Source organism: Mesorhizobium sp. M0615, from assembly GCF_040320805.1.
Classification (GTDB): domain Bacteria; phylum Pseudomonadota; class Alphaproteobacteria; order Rhizobiales; family Rhizobiaceae; genus Mesorhizobium.
Genome location: NZ_JAMYQI010000023.1, coordinates 38906 through 54581 on the forward strand (window position 1 = coordinate 38906; position 15676 = coordinate 54581).

At 63.5% G+C, this 15676-nt stretch carries 11 protein-coding genes and 1 pseudogene; 9 read left to right on the forward strand and 3 right to left on the reverse strand.

Going from position 1 to position 15676, the window contains the following annotated elements:
• Positions 1-102 precede the first annotated feature (102 nt).
• From NKI46_RS28575 to NKI46_RS28615, 9 genes and pseudogenes are all read left to right on the forward strand, one after another.
• Positions 103-2523: a glucan 1,4-alpha-glucosidase gene (locus NKI46_RS28575; protein ID WP_352497708.1), complete on the forward strand. Its 2421-nt coding sequence runs from the start codon at positions 103-105 to the stop codon at positions 2521-2523.
• Between the two features lie 41 nt (positions 2524-2564).
• Positions 2565-3578, forward strand: a complete 1014-nt coding sequence (gnd, locus tag NKI46_RS28580; RefSeq protein ID WP_023737959.1) for a phosphogluconate dehydrogenase (NAD(+)-dependent, decarboxylating) — start codon at positions 2565-2567, stop codon at positions 3576-3578.
• A gap of 23 nt (positions 3579-3601) precedes the next feature.
• The gene (gene zwf / locus NKI46_RS28585) at positions 3602-4975 is read left to right on the forward strand and encodes a glucose-6-phosphate dehydrogenase (RefSeq protein ID WP_023687745.1); all 1374 of its coding nucleotides are present in this window, start codon (positions 3602-3604) and stop codon (positions 4973-4975) included.
• A 117-nt stretch (positions 4976-5092) separates the two neighbouring features.
• Positions 5093-5798 (forward strand): annotated as a pseudogene (locus tag NKI46_RS28590) (ROK family protein).
• Between the two features lie 214 nt (positions 5799-6012).
• The gene (locus NKI46_RS28595; protein ID WP_023687743.1) at positions 6013-6477 is read left to right on the forward strand and encodes a Ros/MucR family transcriptional regulator; all 465 of its coding nucleotides are present in this window, start codon (positions 6013-6015) and stop codon (positions 6475-6477) included.
• A 133-nt stretch (positions 6478-6610) separates the two neighbouring features.
• Positions 6611-7711, forward strand: coding sequence for a pyridoxal phosphate-dependent aminotransferase (locus tag NKI46_RS28600; RefSeq protein ID WP_352749155.1), 1101 nt, complete (start codon positions 6611-6613; stop codon positions 7709-7711).
• Positions 7712-7869: 158 nt separating this feature from the next.
• Entirely contained in the window at positions 7870-9111 is a 1242-nt protein-coding gene (locus tag NKI46_RS28605) for an MFS transporter (RefSeq protein ID WP_352749158.1), read from the forward strand.
• Between the two features lie 361 nt (positions 9112-9472).
• Positions 9473-10579, forward strand: coding sequence for an efflux RND transporter periplasmic adaptor subunit (locus NKI46_RS28610; RefSeq protein WP_023687741.1), 1107 nt, complete (start codon positions 9473-9475; stop codon positions 10577-10579).
• Positions 10576-13779, forward strand: coding sequence for an efflux RND transporter permease subunit (locus NKI46_RS28615; protein ID WP_352538931.1), 3204 nt, complete (start codon positions 10576-10578; stop codon positions 13777-13779). The genes NKI46_RS28610 and NKI46_RS28615 overlap by 4 nt, the downstream gene beginning before the upstream one ends.
• A gap of 30 nt (positions 13780-13809) precedes the next feature.
• Here NKI46_RS28615 and NKI46_RS28620 read toward each other — a convergent pair whose 3' ends face one another.
• From NKI46_RS28620 to NKI46_RS28630, 3 genes are all read right to left on the reverse strand, one after another.
• A complete protein-coding gene (locus NKI46_RS28620) occupies positions 13810-14445 on the reverse strand; it encodes a LolA family protein (RefSeq protein WP_023737963.1) in 636 nt (211 codons plus the stop codon).
• 56 nt (positions 14446-14501) lie between these two features.
• Entirely contained in the window at positions 14502-14765 is a 264-nt protein-coding gene (locus tag NKI46_RS28625) for a YMGG-like glycine zipper-containing protein (protein WP_023670477.1), read from the reverse strand.
• 187 nt (positions 14766-14952) lie between these two features.
• Positions 14953-15669, reverse strand: coding sequence for a glutamine amidotransferase (locus NKI46_RS28630; protein WP_352608952.1), 717 nt, complete (start codon positions 15667-15669; stop codon positions 14953-14955).
• Positions 15670-15676: the final 7 nt, after the last annotated feature.

The window sequence follows — 15676 nt, forward strand, 5'->3', positions numbered from 1 at the left end:
CGCTTGTCAACTGCGATCGGTTACGCTTTGGCGATCAACTTCAGGTGCGATGATTGAAAAGCCTTCGCCTGCTGGTCTAGGGAAGGGCCCAGGAGACCATGCATGGCAGCGACGCCGCCGACCCTTCCCCCCAGTGCACCCAAAAGAATGGGCGCGCCCGGAATTCCGGCGCGCTGGACGTCAAGCGCCAAGAGCGGCGTAGGTGCCGCGCTTTCAACGGCGAGTCGCGTCTGGTTCACGCTCGGCCATGGCATCGTCAATGAAATCTACTATCCCGGCCTCGACAGCGCCTGCACGCGCGACATGGGACTGCTGGTCACCGGCCTCGGCGGCTGGTTTTCCGAGGAGAAGCGTGACGCCACGCATGCCATCGAGCCGTTCGAGGAAGGCGTGCCCGCCTACCGGCTGGTCAACGCGACGGCGCGTTACCGGATCGAAAAGCGCATCCTGGCGGATCCGGCGCGCCCGGCCCTGCTGCAGGAAATCAGCTTCACGGCACTCGAGGGCGTGGCCACGGACTACCGCGTCTACGCCCTGCTGGCGCCGCATCTGGTCAATGCCGGCATGGGCAACACCGCCTGGATCGGCGAGCACAAGGGCAAGCCGATGCTGTTTGCGTCCGGGCACGGCGCCTGCTTGGCGCTTGCCTCCTCGCTGCCCTGGGGCGACTGCTCGGCCGGCTATGCAGGCTTTTCCGACGGCTGGCAGCAACTCAGCCGCGCCGGCCGGCTCGATCCGACCTGCCAAAGGGCGGAGGACGGCAATGTCGCGCTGACCGGCGAGATCGGCTTTTCTTTAGCCAACAGCGAAGCCTTGCTTGCGCTTGGGTTTGGGGCAACGCCGGATGAAGCGGCCGAAAACGCCGCCGCCAGCCTGAAACGCGGTTTTGAGCCGGCGGCAAAGGTCTATGTCGCGAAATGGCGGAAATGGCAGGCAGGCCTGACGGCGCTCGACCACCATGATGCATCCGGCCTCAACACCTACCGCGTCAGCACAGCGGTGCTGGCGACACACCTGTCGCTGGCGAGGCCCGATGCGGCCGTCGCCAGCCTGTCGATCCCCTGGGGGTTCAGCAAGGGCGACGACGACCTTGGCGGATATCATCTGGTCTGGCCGCGCGACCTCGTCGAAACTGCGGGCGGCTTCCTCGCCGCCGGCGATCCGGCGCAGGCGCTTGAGATCCTCGCCTATCTCCGTTCCATCCAGCAGCCGGACGGCCACTGGCCACAAAATGTGTGGCTCGACGGCTCGCTCTATTGGCCGGGCATCCAGATGGACGAATGCGCCTTCCCGCTGCTGCTTGCCGATGCGCTGCACCGCGCCGGCCACCTGCCGCGCGCAAAGCTCGCCGCCTTCATGCCGATGGTCGAGAAAGCAGCGTCCTATATCGTGCGCAATGGCCCCGTCACCGGGCAGGACCGCTGGGAAGAGGACGCGGGCTACAGCCCATTCACGCTCGCCGTCGAAATATCGGCACTGCTTGGCGCCGCCGATCTGTTCGACGTCAACGGCAAACCCGAGCCGGCTAACTATTTGCGCGAGGTCGCAGATTGCTGGAACGACCAGATCGAGCGCTGGACCTATGTCAGCGGCACACCGGAGTGCCACGAGGCTGGCGTCGACGGGTACTACATCCGCATCGCACCGGCCGACGCTTCAGGCGCCGCATCGCCGAAGGACGGCTTCGTACCGATCAAGAACCGTCCGCCGGGCGATACCGACAAGCCGGCCGAAGCGATTGTCAGCCCGGACGCGCTGGCGCTGGTCCGCTTCGGCCTCAGGGCCGCGGACGATCCGCGCATCGTCGGCACGGTCAAGATCATCGACGCGCAACTGCGCTGCGACCTGCCGCAAGGGCCTCTATGGTACCGCTACACCAGCGACGGGTATGGCGAACACGCCGACGGCGCCCCCTTCGACGGCAACGGCCAGGGCCGACCCTGGCCGTTGCTGGCCGGCGAACGCGCCCACTACGAGCTGGCCGCCGGTAACAAGGACAGGGCGGCAAGCCTGCTCAGGACATTCGAGGCTTCGGCTGGTGTGGGCGGTCTGCTGCCGGAACAGGTCTGGGACGGCGCCGACATACCGGAGCGCGAATTGTGGCTGGGCAAGCCGTCGGGCAGCGCCATGCCGCTGGTCTGGGCGCATTCGGAACACATCAAGCTGTTGCGCTCGCTCCGCGACGGCGCCATCTTCGACATGCCGCCGCAAGGCGTCAAGCGCTATGTCAGGGACAAGACCGGCTCGCCGCTGAGGATATGGCGCTTCAACAACAGGCTGCGCACCATGGAAGCCGGCAAGACGCTGCGGGTTGAACTGCTGCAGCCGGCACTGATCCGCTGGAGCGGCGACCAGTGGCAGACCAGCCATGAAATCAACACGTCCGTGAATGTCTTTGGCGTCCATATGGCGGATCTGCCGGTGACCGATATTCCGCGAGGTAATACGATCGTCTTCACTTTTTTCTGGCCCGACGGCGACCGTTGGGAGAATGTCGACTTCACCGTCGGCATTGAGAACTAACTCGCCAGCAATTTCTTTCCTCAAGCGACTAGGACAACACCATGCAGATCGGAATGATGGGACTGGGCAGGATGGGCGCCAACATGGTGCGCCGCCTGATGCGCGACGGCCATCAATGCGTCGTCTACGACATCAACCCGGCAAGCGTTGCCGCCCTGGTTGCCGATGGCGCCATCGGCGCCGCATCGATGGAGGAGTTCGTCGGCAAGCTTTCCAAGCCGCGCAGCGCCTGGCTGATGCTGCCGGCGGCGATCACCGGCAAGATCGCCGACCAGGTGGCAGCATTGATGGAGCCCGGCGACATCATTATCGACGGCGGCAATTCCTATTATCACGACGCTGTCGACCAGGCGGCCGAGCTTGCGGCCAAGGGCCTGCACTATGTCGATGTCGGCACCAGCGGCGGCGTTTGGGGCTTCGAGCGCGGCTACTGCCTGATGATCGGCGGCCCCGATACGGCGGTCAAACACCTCGATCCGATCTTCGCCACGCTGGCGCCCGGCGCCGATGCCGGCGCCACGCCCGACAAGGCGGGCGGGACCGCACCCTTTGGCTACCTGCATTGCGGACCGAGCGGCGCCGGCCATTTCGTCAAGATGATCCACAACGGCATCGAATATGGCGTCATGGCCGCCTACGCCGAAGGCATGAACATCCTGAAATCGGCCAATGCCGGCAAAAGACAGCGCACTGCCGACGCCGAGACCAGCCCTTTGGAAAACCCGCAATACTATCAGTTCGACATCGACCTGCCGCAGGTGGCCGAGGTCTGGCGCCATGGCAGTGTGATCGGCTCCTGGCTGCTCGACCTCACCGCCGGCGCTCTGAAGAGCGACCCGGCATTGGCCCAGTTCGGCGGCCGCGTCTCCGATTCCGGTGAAGGCCGCTGGACGCTGAAGGCGGCGATCGACACCGGCGTGCCGGCGCCGGTTCTGTCCTCGGCTTTGTTCGACCGCTTCTCCTCGCAGGGCGAATCCGAATTCGCCGACAAGCTGCTGTCGGCCATGCGCTATGCCTTTGGCGGCCATGTCGAAAAGCCGAAGGCCGGCAAGTGAAGGCCGCAGGGGAGACTCGCAAGATGAGCCCGGAACGGTCCGACACGCTGGTGCTCTTCGGAGCAACCGGCGACCTTGCCCACAAGAAGATATTTCCGGCCCTCTACCAGATGGTAGCCAAGGGGACGCTGACCGAGCCGGTGATCGGCGTCGCCTTCGATGCCTGGGACATCAACCAATTGCAGGCGAGGGCCCGCGACGGCATCGTCAACGCTCTCGGCAAGATCGACGAAAAGATCTTCGCCAAATTCGCCAGTCTGCTGCGCTATGTCAGCGGCGACTACCGCGACGGCGCGACCTTCGAGAAGCTGAAGACGGCGCTCGGCTCGGCGCAGCGGCCGCTTCACTATATGGCGGTGCCGCCGACCATGTTCGAGACCGTCGTCCAGGGGCTGGAGCAATCCGGTACCGCGCATGGCGCGCGGCTGATGGTGGAAAAGCCGTTCGGCCACGATCTCCAATCGGCGCGCTGGCTGAACCGCGTGCTGCATCTGGTGTTCGAAGAGCAGTCGATCTTCCGCATCGACCACTATCTCGGCAAGGAGGCGATCCAGAACCTGCTCTATTTCCGCTTTGCCAATTCCTTTCTCGAGCCGATCTGGAACCGCAACTTCGTCGAAAGCGTACAGATCACCATGGCCGAGGACTTCGGCGTTGAAGGCCGTGGCAAATTCTATGACGATGTCGGCGCTATCCGCGACGTGATCGAGAACCATCTGCTCAACATCCTTTTGCTGCTCGCCATGGAACCGCCGGTCGGCCGCTCGGCCGACGATCTGATCGACGAGAAGGTGCAGGTGCTGCGCGCCATCCGCACGCTGACCAAGGACGACGTCGTGCGCGGCCAGTTCACCGGCTACCTCGCTGAACCCGGCGTGAAGCCGAACTCGCCGGTCGAAACCTTTGCCGCGGTGCGCTTCATGGTCGACACCTGGCGCTGGCAGGACGTGCCCTTCTTCATCCGCACCGGCAAGAACATGCCGGTGCATGTGACCGAAGTGATCGTGCGGCTGAAGCGGCCGCCGCTCGACGTCTTCGATCCGATCAAGCCCAGCGACGCCAATTACGTGCGCTTCCGCATCGACCCGCAGGTGGCGATCTCGATCGGCGCGCAGCGCAAGGCGCCCGGCGACGACATGGTCGGCGAGCAGGTCGAGCTCACCGCGCTCGACGATTCGAAGGGCGACATGCCGCCCTATGAGCGGCTGATCGGCGATGCCATGAACGGCAATGGCCAATTGTTCACCCGCCAGGATGCCAGCGAGCTTGCCTGGCGCATCGTCGGCCCGGTGCTCGGCGACACCACGCCGCCGCATATGTATGAGCCGAAGACCTGGGGGCCTGCCGACGCCATGGCCAGCTTCGGGCCGCCCAACGGCTGGATCAATCCGAGTTGAGCAATTCCAGGAAAGTGCGAGCGGTCTTTCCGTCCGAAATTGGGTAAAAACAAAGAGTTGGAGCATTCCCCCGTTTCCCTGAAACGGGGAACGCGCCAAGTGAGCGGAGGAAACGACATGGCCAAGGCAGCCAGGCCCGCGAAGGCCAAGGCGGAACCGATCGTGCTGACGATCGATGTCGGCGGCTCGCATGTGAAAATCCTCACCAGCGCAGGCGGCGAGATGCGCCGGGCCGATTCCGGACCGGACCTGACGCCGCAGCAGATGGTCGCCACGGTGAAGACGCTGGCCGAAGGGCTGCCCTATGACGTGATCTCGATGGGCTATCCCGGCCCGGTCAGGCACAACAGGCCTTCGCTCGATCCCGCCAATCTCGGCAAGGGCTGGGACGGCTACGATTTTGCCGCCGCCTTCGGCAAGCCGGTCAAGGTCGTCAACGACGCGCTGCTGCAGGCGATCGGCAGCTACGATGGCGGGCGCATGCTGTTCCTCGGCCTCGGCACCGGCCTGGGCGCGGCGATGATCCTCAACAATGTCGGCCAGCCGATGGAACTGGCGCATCTGCCGTACCGCAAGGGCGGCAGTTTCGAAGATTATGTCGGCGAGCGCGGCCTGGAGAAATACGGCAAGAAAAAATGGCGCAAATACGTTTTCGACGTCGTCGGGCGGCTGCGTGCGGCGCTGCAGCCCGATTATGTCGTCATCGGCGGCGGCAATGTCGCACAGACTGGATGAATTGCCCGCCACATCCAGGCGCGGCGACAATACGCGTGCTTTCGAGGGCGGTTTTCGACTATGGCGCGACAAGGCGCTGATCGTCTGATAGTATTAAAATTCAGTATAGTTGTTCAAAATGACGTGTGGCGCGATACGAAGTCATTGCGTTACGCAGATTTGGCGATTAGATCGGTGGCACCGGATGGAATCATCTGGCGCAACCGCACATATGCGGCAAGACAAATGACTAGAGCGGATTTCCGGCTCCGCTGGGACCACTCTGGGAGTTTCCGCCACCCCCCTAGCGACGGAGAGATAAATTGGCCGACGACAGCAACGACTCTGACAAGGACATCGACCTGCTCGAGCTTACCGCCCATATCGTGTCCGCTTACGTCGAGAAGAACCGCTTGCCCGTTGCCGGCCTGAGCGATCTCATCGCCAGCGTTGCGGCGTCGATCGGAGGGCTCAGCCAGCCGCCGGCCCCAGTGGCGGCGCCGCAGATCCCGGCCGTCAATCCCAAGCGGTCGGTGACGCCGGATTACATCATCTGCCTCGAGGACGGCAAAAAATTCAAATCGCTGAAGCGCCATCTCGGCGTCCATTTCAACCTGACGCCGGAAGCCTATCGTACCAAATGGGGCCTGCCGGCCGACTATCCGATGGTTGCCCCCAACTACGCGGCGTCGCGCTCCGAGCTGGCCAAGTCGATCGGCCTCGGCCGCAAGGCTGCAGTGGCCGCGCCGGCGAAAGCCAAGGGTCGGAAGGCCAAAGTTCCGGCCTGAGTGGGATCAGCGCCTCGGCCCTGAGCCAATCGTTTGGACGACTGGAACAGAAGCCTGCCGGCGAATGAGCCTTGGCAGGCTTCGTGCTTTTATGGCTTGTACCTCTGAGTGTCAGGACTTTGGGGGAGCAGCCATGAACTACGCCAGAATGGTGATCGAGAAAGAGGCGCCGGAGGAATACGGCTACGATCGCATTCGGTTCAATCTCTCCGAAAGCTCGATCGCCGATCAGAAACTCTCCGACGTCGGCCTGTCGCTGCCGGATCTCACGCTGTTCTACGGCGAGCATCGCGGCGACAAGGAGTTGCGGGCGCTGATCGCGGCGCAGGATTCCGGCATTTCGCCTGACGATGTTCTTGTGACCGCCGGTGCGGCGGGCGCGCTCTTCATCATTTCGACCTCGCTTCTGTCGGAGCGCGACCACCTTGTCGTCGTCCGGCCGAACTACGCCACCAACATCGAGACCCCCAAGGCGATCGGCTGCGCCATCTCCTATGTCGATCTCGATTTCGACGCAGGCTTTGCCATCGATTTCGGCCGCGTCGCCGCCAGCATGCAACCGAACACCAAGCTGATCAGCGTCACCTGCCCGCACAACCCGACCGGCACGATGATGGGCCGGGCCGATCTCGACGCGCTGATTGCGCTGGCCGAAGCGAGCGGCTGCCATCTGCTGGTCGACGAGACCTATCGCGACCTCTCCTATGGACAGCGCCTGCCGGCGGCGGCTTCTCTCAGCCCCAAAGCGATCAGCGTCTCGTCGCTGTCGAAAGCCTTCGGCATTCCCGGCATCCGCATTGGCTGGCTGATCACCAGCGATGCCGAACTGCAGGAGCGCTTCCTCGCCGCCAAGGAGCAGATCGGCATTTGCGGCAGCGTCATCGACGAAGGCATTGCGCGCGGCATGCTGGGGCGCCGCGACACTTTCTTGGGCGCGCTGCTGCCCGAGATGGCGAAACGCCGCGACATCGTGCAAGCCTGGATCGACCGCGAGCCGCTGGTCGACTGGGTGCGGCCACAAGGCGGCGTCGTCGGATTTCCAAGGCTCGTTGTCAGTCCAGACTTCGACCTCGACCGTTTCTACGTCAATCTCTTGGAAAACCACGGCACCTATGTCGGTCCCGGCCACTGGTTTGATATGCCCAAGCGCTTCTTCCGCGTCGGTTTCGGCTGGCCGAAAGAGGCGGAATTACAGGGCGGCCTCGACGCCATTTCCGCCGCGCTGAGGCAGTAACGTCCGCGTGCAATCGGGCGAGCGGCTTGAAAACCGCTTGATCCGGGCCCGATTTTCACGCATACGCGCCCCGAACTTTGATAAGTTTCATTGGCCGGAACAGCGCCCATTTCCGGGAAGTGCCCCGCCGGCCAATGCAAGCAACGGGGCCTGTATCCATGACATCCCATTCCCATACACCGCCTGACCGGCGTTACGCCGCCTTCCGCCATCGCTCCTTCCTGAGCTATTGGGCGGCGCGTTTCCTGACCACCTTCGCCACCATGATCGTGTCCGTCGCCGTCGGCTGGCAGATCTATGATCTGACGCGCGATCCCTTCGATCTCGGCATTGTCGGCATCGTCCAGTTCCTGCCGTCGCTGCTGCTGGTGCTGGTCACCGGCGTTGTCGCCGACCGTTTCGGCCGCCGCCTGATCATGGCGCTGGCGACGGTAGTCGAGGCAGGTTGTGCGCTTGTCCTGTTGTACTTCACGCTGCGCAGTCTCGTCAGCCCGCTGCCGATCTTCATCGTGCTGGCTATGTTCGGCCTGGCGCGCGCTTTTTATGGGCCGGCCTCGTCGTCGCTGTTCGCCAACCTTGTTCCGCCGGAAGATTTCGGCAATGCGATCGCCTGGAACTCGTCCGCCTGGCAAACGGCGACCATTGTCGGCCCGGTCGCCGGCGGCCTGCTCTATGGCGTCTCGGCCGAAGCCGCGTACGCCGTTGCCTCCGTGCTGATGCTGGTGGCCGGTCTGCTGATCTTCACCATTCCGAAACCGGCCCAGCAGAGCGCCACCGACAAGCCGACGATGGAGACGCTGTTTGCCGGCTTCCGATACATCTGGAGCGAGAAGATCGTCCTGGGCGCCATCTCGCTCGACCTCTTCGCCGTGCTTCTGTCCGGTGCCTCGGCGCTGCTGCCGGTCTATGCCCGCGATATTCTGGAACTCGGCCCGTGGGGCCTCGGCCTGCTGCGCTCGGCGCCCGGCATCGGCGCCATCTGTGTCGCGGTCTGGCTTGCCGGGCATCCGCTGCGCGACAGTGCCGGCAAGATCATGCTCGGCTTCGTCGCCGGGTTCGGCGCCTTCACCGTGCTGTTCGGCGTCTCGACCATCACCTGGCTGTCTATCCTGGCCCTTGCCGGCCTCGGCGCCACCGACATGTTCAGCGTCTATATCAGGGAGACGCTGATCCAGCTGTGGACACCCGACGAGGTGCGCGGCCGCGTCAACGCCGTCAACCAGGTCTTCGTCGGCGCCTCCAACGAAGTCGGCGAGTTCCGCGCCGGCACCATGGCGGCGCTGATCGGCACCGTGCCGGCGGTGGTGATCGGCGGCGTCGGTGCGATTGCCGTCGCCGGACTGTGGGCGGTGCTGTTTCCGCAACTGCGAAGGGTGCGGCATCTCAACAGCCGCAACTGATCGAGTAAGCCGCAGGATCCGGCGCTCGGTCCAAATCAGCTTGCGCCGATGACGGCTGAGATGGGCCGGAAGCGGATGGGCCGGTTCTGGGCGAACTAGCCAGATGGCGGGGCAGCCACAGGGTGGACATTTCAGTCCATATGGAAAATGATTATGTTGCCATGCACAATACTGCAGTGCTCTGGTTTCGACGAGAAACCTTAAATATACAAGAGAACCACCCGACCTCCGGGTCCAGCTAGCGGGGACGCAAATGGACACTTCAGGGAATCGGCAATCGCATCGCGACGCAAGCGGGCGACCCAGCCGATCGGTCGGCTGGCTGGCCCGCTCCGCCGTCCCAGTGGCATTCCTGCTCGGCATGGCTTTCAGCAGCAACGCGTTTGCGCAGGACCAGCAACTGCCGGTGGTGACGGCGGCCAAGCCGGTGGTGCGTGAAATCGTCGAAGACGACGAGTTCGTCGGGCGCTTCGAAGCCGTCGACGAGGTCGCCATCCGTTCGCGCGTCAGCGGCTATCTGGACAAGATCAGCTTCCAGGACGGCGCACTGGTCAACAAGGGCGACCTGCTCTTCACCATCGACCAGCGTCCGTACCAGGCGGCCTACGATGCCGCCAAGTCGCAAGTAGACGTCGCCAAGTCCCTGCTCGAATTCTCCAAGATGCAGCTGGATCGCGCCGATGAACTCGCCAAGACCGGCAATATCTCGGCCGCGACGGTCGACGACCGCCGGCGGGAATACCTTTCGGCACAGGCGCAGATGCAAGGCGCGACGGCTGCGCTGACGACGGCCAACCTGAACCTGGAGTTCACCGAGATCAAGGCGCCCTTGTCCGGCCGCATCGACCGCCGGCTGGTGTCGGTCGGCAACCTCGTGCAGCCGGATTCCACCTTGCTGACGACTATCGTCACGCGCGATCCGATCGACTTCTATTTCGACGTCGATGAGCGCCTGTATTTCAGCTACGCCCGCGACGCGAAGGAGCGCGGCGGCAGCATGCAGGAAGGCGCCGGCGGGCTCGAGGTGGTGGTTCGCGTCGCCGACCGCGCGGAGGCGGTATTCAAGGGCAAGCTCGATTTTGCCGAGAACCGGATCGACAACGCGACCGGCACCATGCGGGTGCGTGCAAGGTTTGCCAACGCCGACGGCGTTCTCCAGCCAGGCATGTTCGGGCGCATCAACGTGCCGGGGTCGCTGCCGCATAGCGGCGTCCTGGTGCCCGACGAGGCGGTCGGCGCCGATCAGGATCGCCGCATCGTGTACCTGGTGGATGAGGCCGGGATGGTGTCGGCGAAGCCCGTGCGCACCGGCCCGCTTCTCGACGGCTACCGGGTGATCCGCGCGGGCCTGACCGGCGACGAGACGATCATCGTCAACGGGCTGATGCACGCCAGGCCCGGCACCAAGGTGAAAGTCGAGATGGTGACGTTGCCGCCCAAGGTCGAGACCGCCGGGTTGCAGCAATGAGGTTCGCCCATTTCTTCGTCGACCGTCCGATCTTCGCATCGGTGGTTTCGATCGTCCTCCTGATCCTCGGCGGGATTGCTTATACCCAGCTGCCGATCGCGCAATATCCCGAGATCGCGCCGCCGACCATCGTCGTTCGCGCCCAGTACCCGGGCGCCGACGCCGAGACAGTGGCAGCGACGGTGGCAACGCCGATCGAGCAGGAGATCAACGGCGTCGAGGGCATGCTTTACATGTCGTCCTATTCGTCCGGCGACGGGGCGATGGCGCTGACCATCACCTTCAAGCTAGGCACCGATCTCGACCAGGCGCAGGTGCTGGTACAGAACCGCGTGTCGGTCGCCGAGCCGCGCCTGCCCGAAGAAGTCCGCCGCCTCGGCATCACCACCATCAAGAGCTCGCCCGACCTGATGATGGTCGTGCACATGCTGTCGCCCGACAATACCTACGACCAGCTCTACGTCTCGAACTACGCCCGCTCGCGGGTGCGCGACATACTGCTCAGGTTGGACGGCGTCGGCGACCTCATCATCTTTGGCGAACGCGAATATTCGCTGCGCATCTGGCTCGATCCGGAAAAACTGTCCGCCCTGGGGATGACCTCGGGCGATGTGGTGCAGGCGCTGCGCGACCAGAACGTCCAGGTGTCGGGCGGCTCCATCGGCGCGCCGCCGACCAATACCGGCACGGCGTTCCAGTACACGGTCACCACGCAAGGCCGCTTCAACGACGCACGCGACTTCCGATACGTGATCGTCAAATCGGCCGAAGACGGCCGCCTGATCCAGCTGCAGGACGTGGCGCGCATCGAGCTCGGCGCCAAGGATTACGTCACCAACTCCTATCTCAACGGCAAACCGGCGGTGGCGCTCGCCATCTTCCAGCGGCCAGGCACCAATGCGCTCGCCGCAGCCGCGGAGATCCAGGACAAGATGAAGGAGCTTTCCCAGGACTTCCCGAAGGGATTGAGCTACGACATCGTCTACAATCCGACCGAGTTCGTCGCCGAGTCGATCCAGGAGGTCTACAAGACGATCCTCGAGGCGATGGTTCTGGTCATCATCGTCATCATCGTCTTCCTGCAATCGTGGCGCATGGCGATCGTGCCGATCGTGGCGATCCCCGTGTCGCTGATCGGCACGCTGGCGGTGCTTTACGCCGCCGGCTTCTCCCTCAACATGCTGACGCTGTTCGGCCTCGTGCTGGCCATCGGCATCGTCGTCGACGATGCGATCGTCGTTGTCGAGAACGTCGAGCGCAATATCGCCAGCGGGCTGGCGCCCAATCCGGCGTCGCATCTGACCATGGACGAAGTCGGAACGGCGGTCATCGCGATCTCGCTGGTGCTGATAGCCGTGTTCGTGCCGACAGCCTTCATTCCCGGCATTTCCGGGCAGTTCTACCTGCAGTTTGCGATCACCATCGCGGTGTCGACGGCGATCTCGGCATTCAATTCGCTGACGCTCTCGCCGGCGCTGGCCGCGCTGCTGTTCAAGCCGCACCACACTGCTGCGGCGCCGCCGCGCTTTTTCCTGGCGCGGTTCGGACGGGCGCTTGCCGACGGCTTCAATGGCGGCTTCGACAAGGTCGCCCATTGGTATTCGAGCATCGTGCGCGTGCTGGTCGGCTCGCGGATAGCGATCGCCGCCACGCTGGCCGTTTTCGCGGCCCTCATCTACGCCACGGTCTATATGGTGCAGACGGTGCCGCGCGGTTTCATTCCGTCGCTCGACCAGGGCTATGCGATCGTCGTCGTCCAGTTGCCGGACGGCGCCTCGCTATCGCGGACCGATGCCGTCATCCAGCAGGCGTCGCAGATCATCCAGAAAACGCCGGGCGTCGACTACGCGGTCGCCTTCGCCGGCTTCTCCGGTGCCACCTTTACCAATGCCAGCAACGCGGGCGTGATCTTCGCCAGGTTCAAGCCGTTTGACGAGCGACTGGAAGCCGGCCAGTCCGCGACCCAGGTCATCGGCAATTTGTTCGGCAGCCTGCAAAGCATCAAGGAAGCCTTCATTATCGCACTGCCGCCGCCGCCGATCCGCGGCGTCGGCAATGCCGGCGGCTTCAAGCTGCAGATCCAGGAGCGCAACAGCGCCGACATGCGGCAGATCCTGGCGCTTGCCTATGAAATTGCCGGCAAGGCCAACAAGACGGCGGGGCTGACCGGCGTGTTCACCACCTTCTCCGCGTCCAGCCCGCAATTCTTCCTGGCGATCGATCGCGACAAGGCGCGCATCCTGAACGTGCCGATCCCCAACATCTTCGAGACGCTGTCTATCAATCTGGGTACCGCCTACGTCAACGACTTCAACGCTTTCGGGCGCGTCTACCAGGTGCGCGCGCAGGCCGACCAGGCGTTCCGCCTCGATCGCGCCGACATCTTGAAACTGAAGGTGCGCTCGGCGACCGGCGCGCTGGTTCCGCTGGGCACGTTGATCGAGATCCGCGACGTCACCGGCCCGGCGCTGGTCCAGCGCTACAACATGTACGTCTCGGTGCCGCTGCAGGGCAACGCCGCGCCCGGCGTTTCCACCGGCGATGCGCTTGCCAAGATGGAAGCGATCACGGCACAGACGTTGCCGGCCGGTACCTCCTACGAATGGACCGAGCTCGCCTATCAGGAGCGTAACACCGGCAATGCCGCTGTCTATATCTTCGGACTGTCGGTGCTGTTCGTGTTCCTGGCGCTGGCGGCGCAATATGAAAGCTGGGTGCTGCCGTTCGCCATCGTGCTGGTGGTGCCGCTCGGCGTGCTCGCGGCGTTGCTCGGCGTGTCGTTCCGAGGGCTGGACAACAACATCCTCGTGCAGATCGGCCTCATCGTGCTGATCGGGCTTGCCGCCAAGAACGCGATCCTGATCGTCGAGTTCGCGCGGCAGGCCCAGGAACGCGGCTTGTCGGCGGCCGAGGCTGCCGTCGAAGCCTGCCGGCTCAGGCTGCGGCCGATCCTGATGACCGCCTTCTCGTTCATCCTCGGCGTCGTGCCACTGATGATCGCGACGGGCCCGGGCGCGGAAATGCGGCAGTCGCTCGGCACCGCGGTGTTCTCCGGCATGCTGGGCGTCACTTTCGTCGGCCTGTTCCTGACGCCGGTGTTCTACGTCACGCTCAGGTCGCTGTTCTCACGGCGCAAGCCGCATGCCGAGGCCGAGTCTTCGGCACCGGCAGAGGTGCCGTCCGAGACGGCCGCCGAGTAGTGTTACACGGGCAGTTCGTGGCGCTGCCGACTATTTCGTTTTGGTGTTGAATTCACGGTTTGCAGCATAGTCGATAGTGAAGGTGCCCGCAGGAGCGCGAACGCCCTGCTTCACGTTGGATATGGTGACTGTCGAGGTAAGGCCCCTCTCGTCAGTCAGGGTCCATCTGCGTAGATCGAGCGATTCCCTGTCAAACACCATAGTGATATTCGAATTGCCGAAGGCCGACTTGTCGGCCAGCCTGATGATCACCTGGGCGCCATCGTCCCTAATACTTTTGAGGCGATTGCCGGAAAAGTTGACCTGATTGTCGAGGAGCAGCTTGAGCGGCGTCTTCGAGAGAGCATAGAGCCGCGATGTCTTGAGCTTCTTGTTATAGACCACCAAGGATTTTCCATCTGCAATTACGCTGACCCCTGATTGGCCTGCATAGTTGAAGCGGATCTTGCCCGGCCGCTGGAGGAAAAATTTCCCTTTGGTCCTTTCCGCTCTTGGGCCCGACTGGACAAAGTCCCCGGACATGGACTTTACCGATGAGAAGTGATCGGCAATCGTCTTCGCTTCTACAGGTGCGGCCAAGGCCGCGGTCGAAAGTTCGGCGTTTATCGCGACAGCGCTGACAACGGCGAACCAGAAAGCCCGCAGTCTTTTGCTGTTATATGCCATTCAGTTATCCTACCCCGAGCAGGCGCGTGATCGAAAGAGATCACGCGCCTTTGAGATCAGTAGCCGTCCGGGCACTGAGCAACGTAAACTCGACCGTTCCGACCGCGATATCTGCACTGGCCGGCTTCGCTGGCGTGCCCGATGACCGCCCCGGCCAGCGCTCCGACCGCCCCGCCAACAACCGCCCCTTTTACCGGGTCGCCGGCCACTGCTGCGCCTACAGCTGCGCCACCCAAACCACCGACGGCAGCGCCTTGTTCGGTGCGGGAGCATGCCGCGAGCGGAATGAGTAGGCTCAAAATGAGCAGCGTCTTCTTCATTAGTTCTCTCCTGGGGCCGTTATTAGCCGAAGCTTAAATGCGCCACGGAGTTTTTCGATCCATCGGAGTGTTTGGGGCGCAATCCAAATCTGCGGGAACGGGCTATGGTCCCGGATCCATCGTACACGCCTCCCATAGGTAAGTCGTCTTTGGGCAAGCTCGGCCGTTCAGAGTAGTTGGATTTGCTCTATCCCTCAGTAGGCTTGCCGAAGATCAGGCTCAAAAACTCGCTCAGCCAGCGCTTGAGGTGCATATCCCAGATCAGCCGGCCGCCGAGATGGTCGCGGCCGGGCTGCGCGCCGGGCAATTCGAAACGGTGTGCGCCGCGCACCACCCAGCGCTGCATCATCAACCGGGTCAGTTCGCCATGGAACTGGATGCCCCAGGCATTATCGCCATAGCGAAAAGCCTGGTTGGGGTAGGTTTCCGCCGTCGCCAGCAGCGTCGCATCCCTGGGCAGCGAAAAGCCTTCGCGGTGAAACTGGTAAACCATGTCGGGCCAGGGCAGCAGCTTCTTGCCGGCTTCGGTCGGCTTCAGCGGATACCAGCCGATCTCGACCAGCCCCTCGCCATGCCCCTCGACCTTGCCGCCGAGATGATTGGCCAGCATCTGCGCGCCAAGGCAGATGCCGAGCAAGGGCCGGTTCTCCTTTAGCGGAACATTGAGCCAGTTGGTCTCGCGGCGGACGAACTCATCTTCGTCATTGGCGCTCATCGGCCCGCCAAACACCACGGCGCCCGCGTGTCCCTCCAGCGTCTCCGGCAGGCTGTCGCCGAGAGGCGGCCGGCGGATGTCGAGGTCAAAACCTTCCTCAAGCAGCATGTGGCCAACCCGGCCGGGGCTCGAAGTCTCCTGATGCAGCACGATCAGGATTTTTGGTTTCGAGCTCGGTCTGGGCGGCATGGAAAGG

Coding starts and splice junctions, on each gene's coding strand:
- gnd (WP_023737959.1), top strand. CDS start 2,565: ATGCAGATCGGAATGATGGGACTGGGCAGGATGGGCGCCAACATGGTG.
- NKI46_RS28610 (WP_023687741.1), top strand. CDS start 9,473: ATGGCTTTCAGCAGCAACGCGTTTGCGCAGGACCAGCAACTGCCGGTG.
- NKI46_RS28630 (WP_352608952.1), bottom strand. CDS start 15,669: ATGCCGCCCAGACCGAGCTCGAAACCAAAAATCCTGATCGTGCTGCAT.
- NKI46_RS28600 (WP_352749155.1), top strand. CDS start 6,611: ATGAACTACGCCAGAATGGTGATCGAGAAAGAGGCGCCGGAGGAATAC.
- zwf (WP_023687745.1), top strand. CDS start 3,602: ATGAGCCCGGAACGGTCCGACACGCTGGTGCTCTTCGGAGCAACCGGC.
- NKI46_RS28625 (WP_023670477.1), bottom strand. CDS start 14,765: ATGAAGAAGACGCTGCTCATTTTGAGCCTACTCATTCCGCTCGCGGCA.
- NKI46_RS28615 (WP_352538931.1), top strand. CDS start 10,576: ATGAGGTTCGCCCATTTCTTCGTCGACCGTCCGATCTTCGCATCGGTG.
- NKI46_RS28605 (WP_352749158.1), top strand. CDS start 7,870: ATGACATCCCATTCCCATACACCGCCTGACCGGCGTTACGCCGCCTTC.
- NKI46_RS28575 (WP_352497708.1), top strand. CDS start 103: ATGGCAGCGACGCCGCCGACCCTTCCCCCCAGTGCACCCAAAAGAATG.
- NKI46_RS28620 (WP_023737963.1), bottom strand. CDS start 14,445: ATGGCATATAACAGCAAAAGACTGCGGGCTTTCTGGTTCGCCGTTGTC.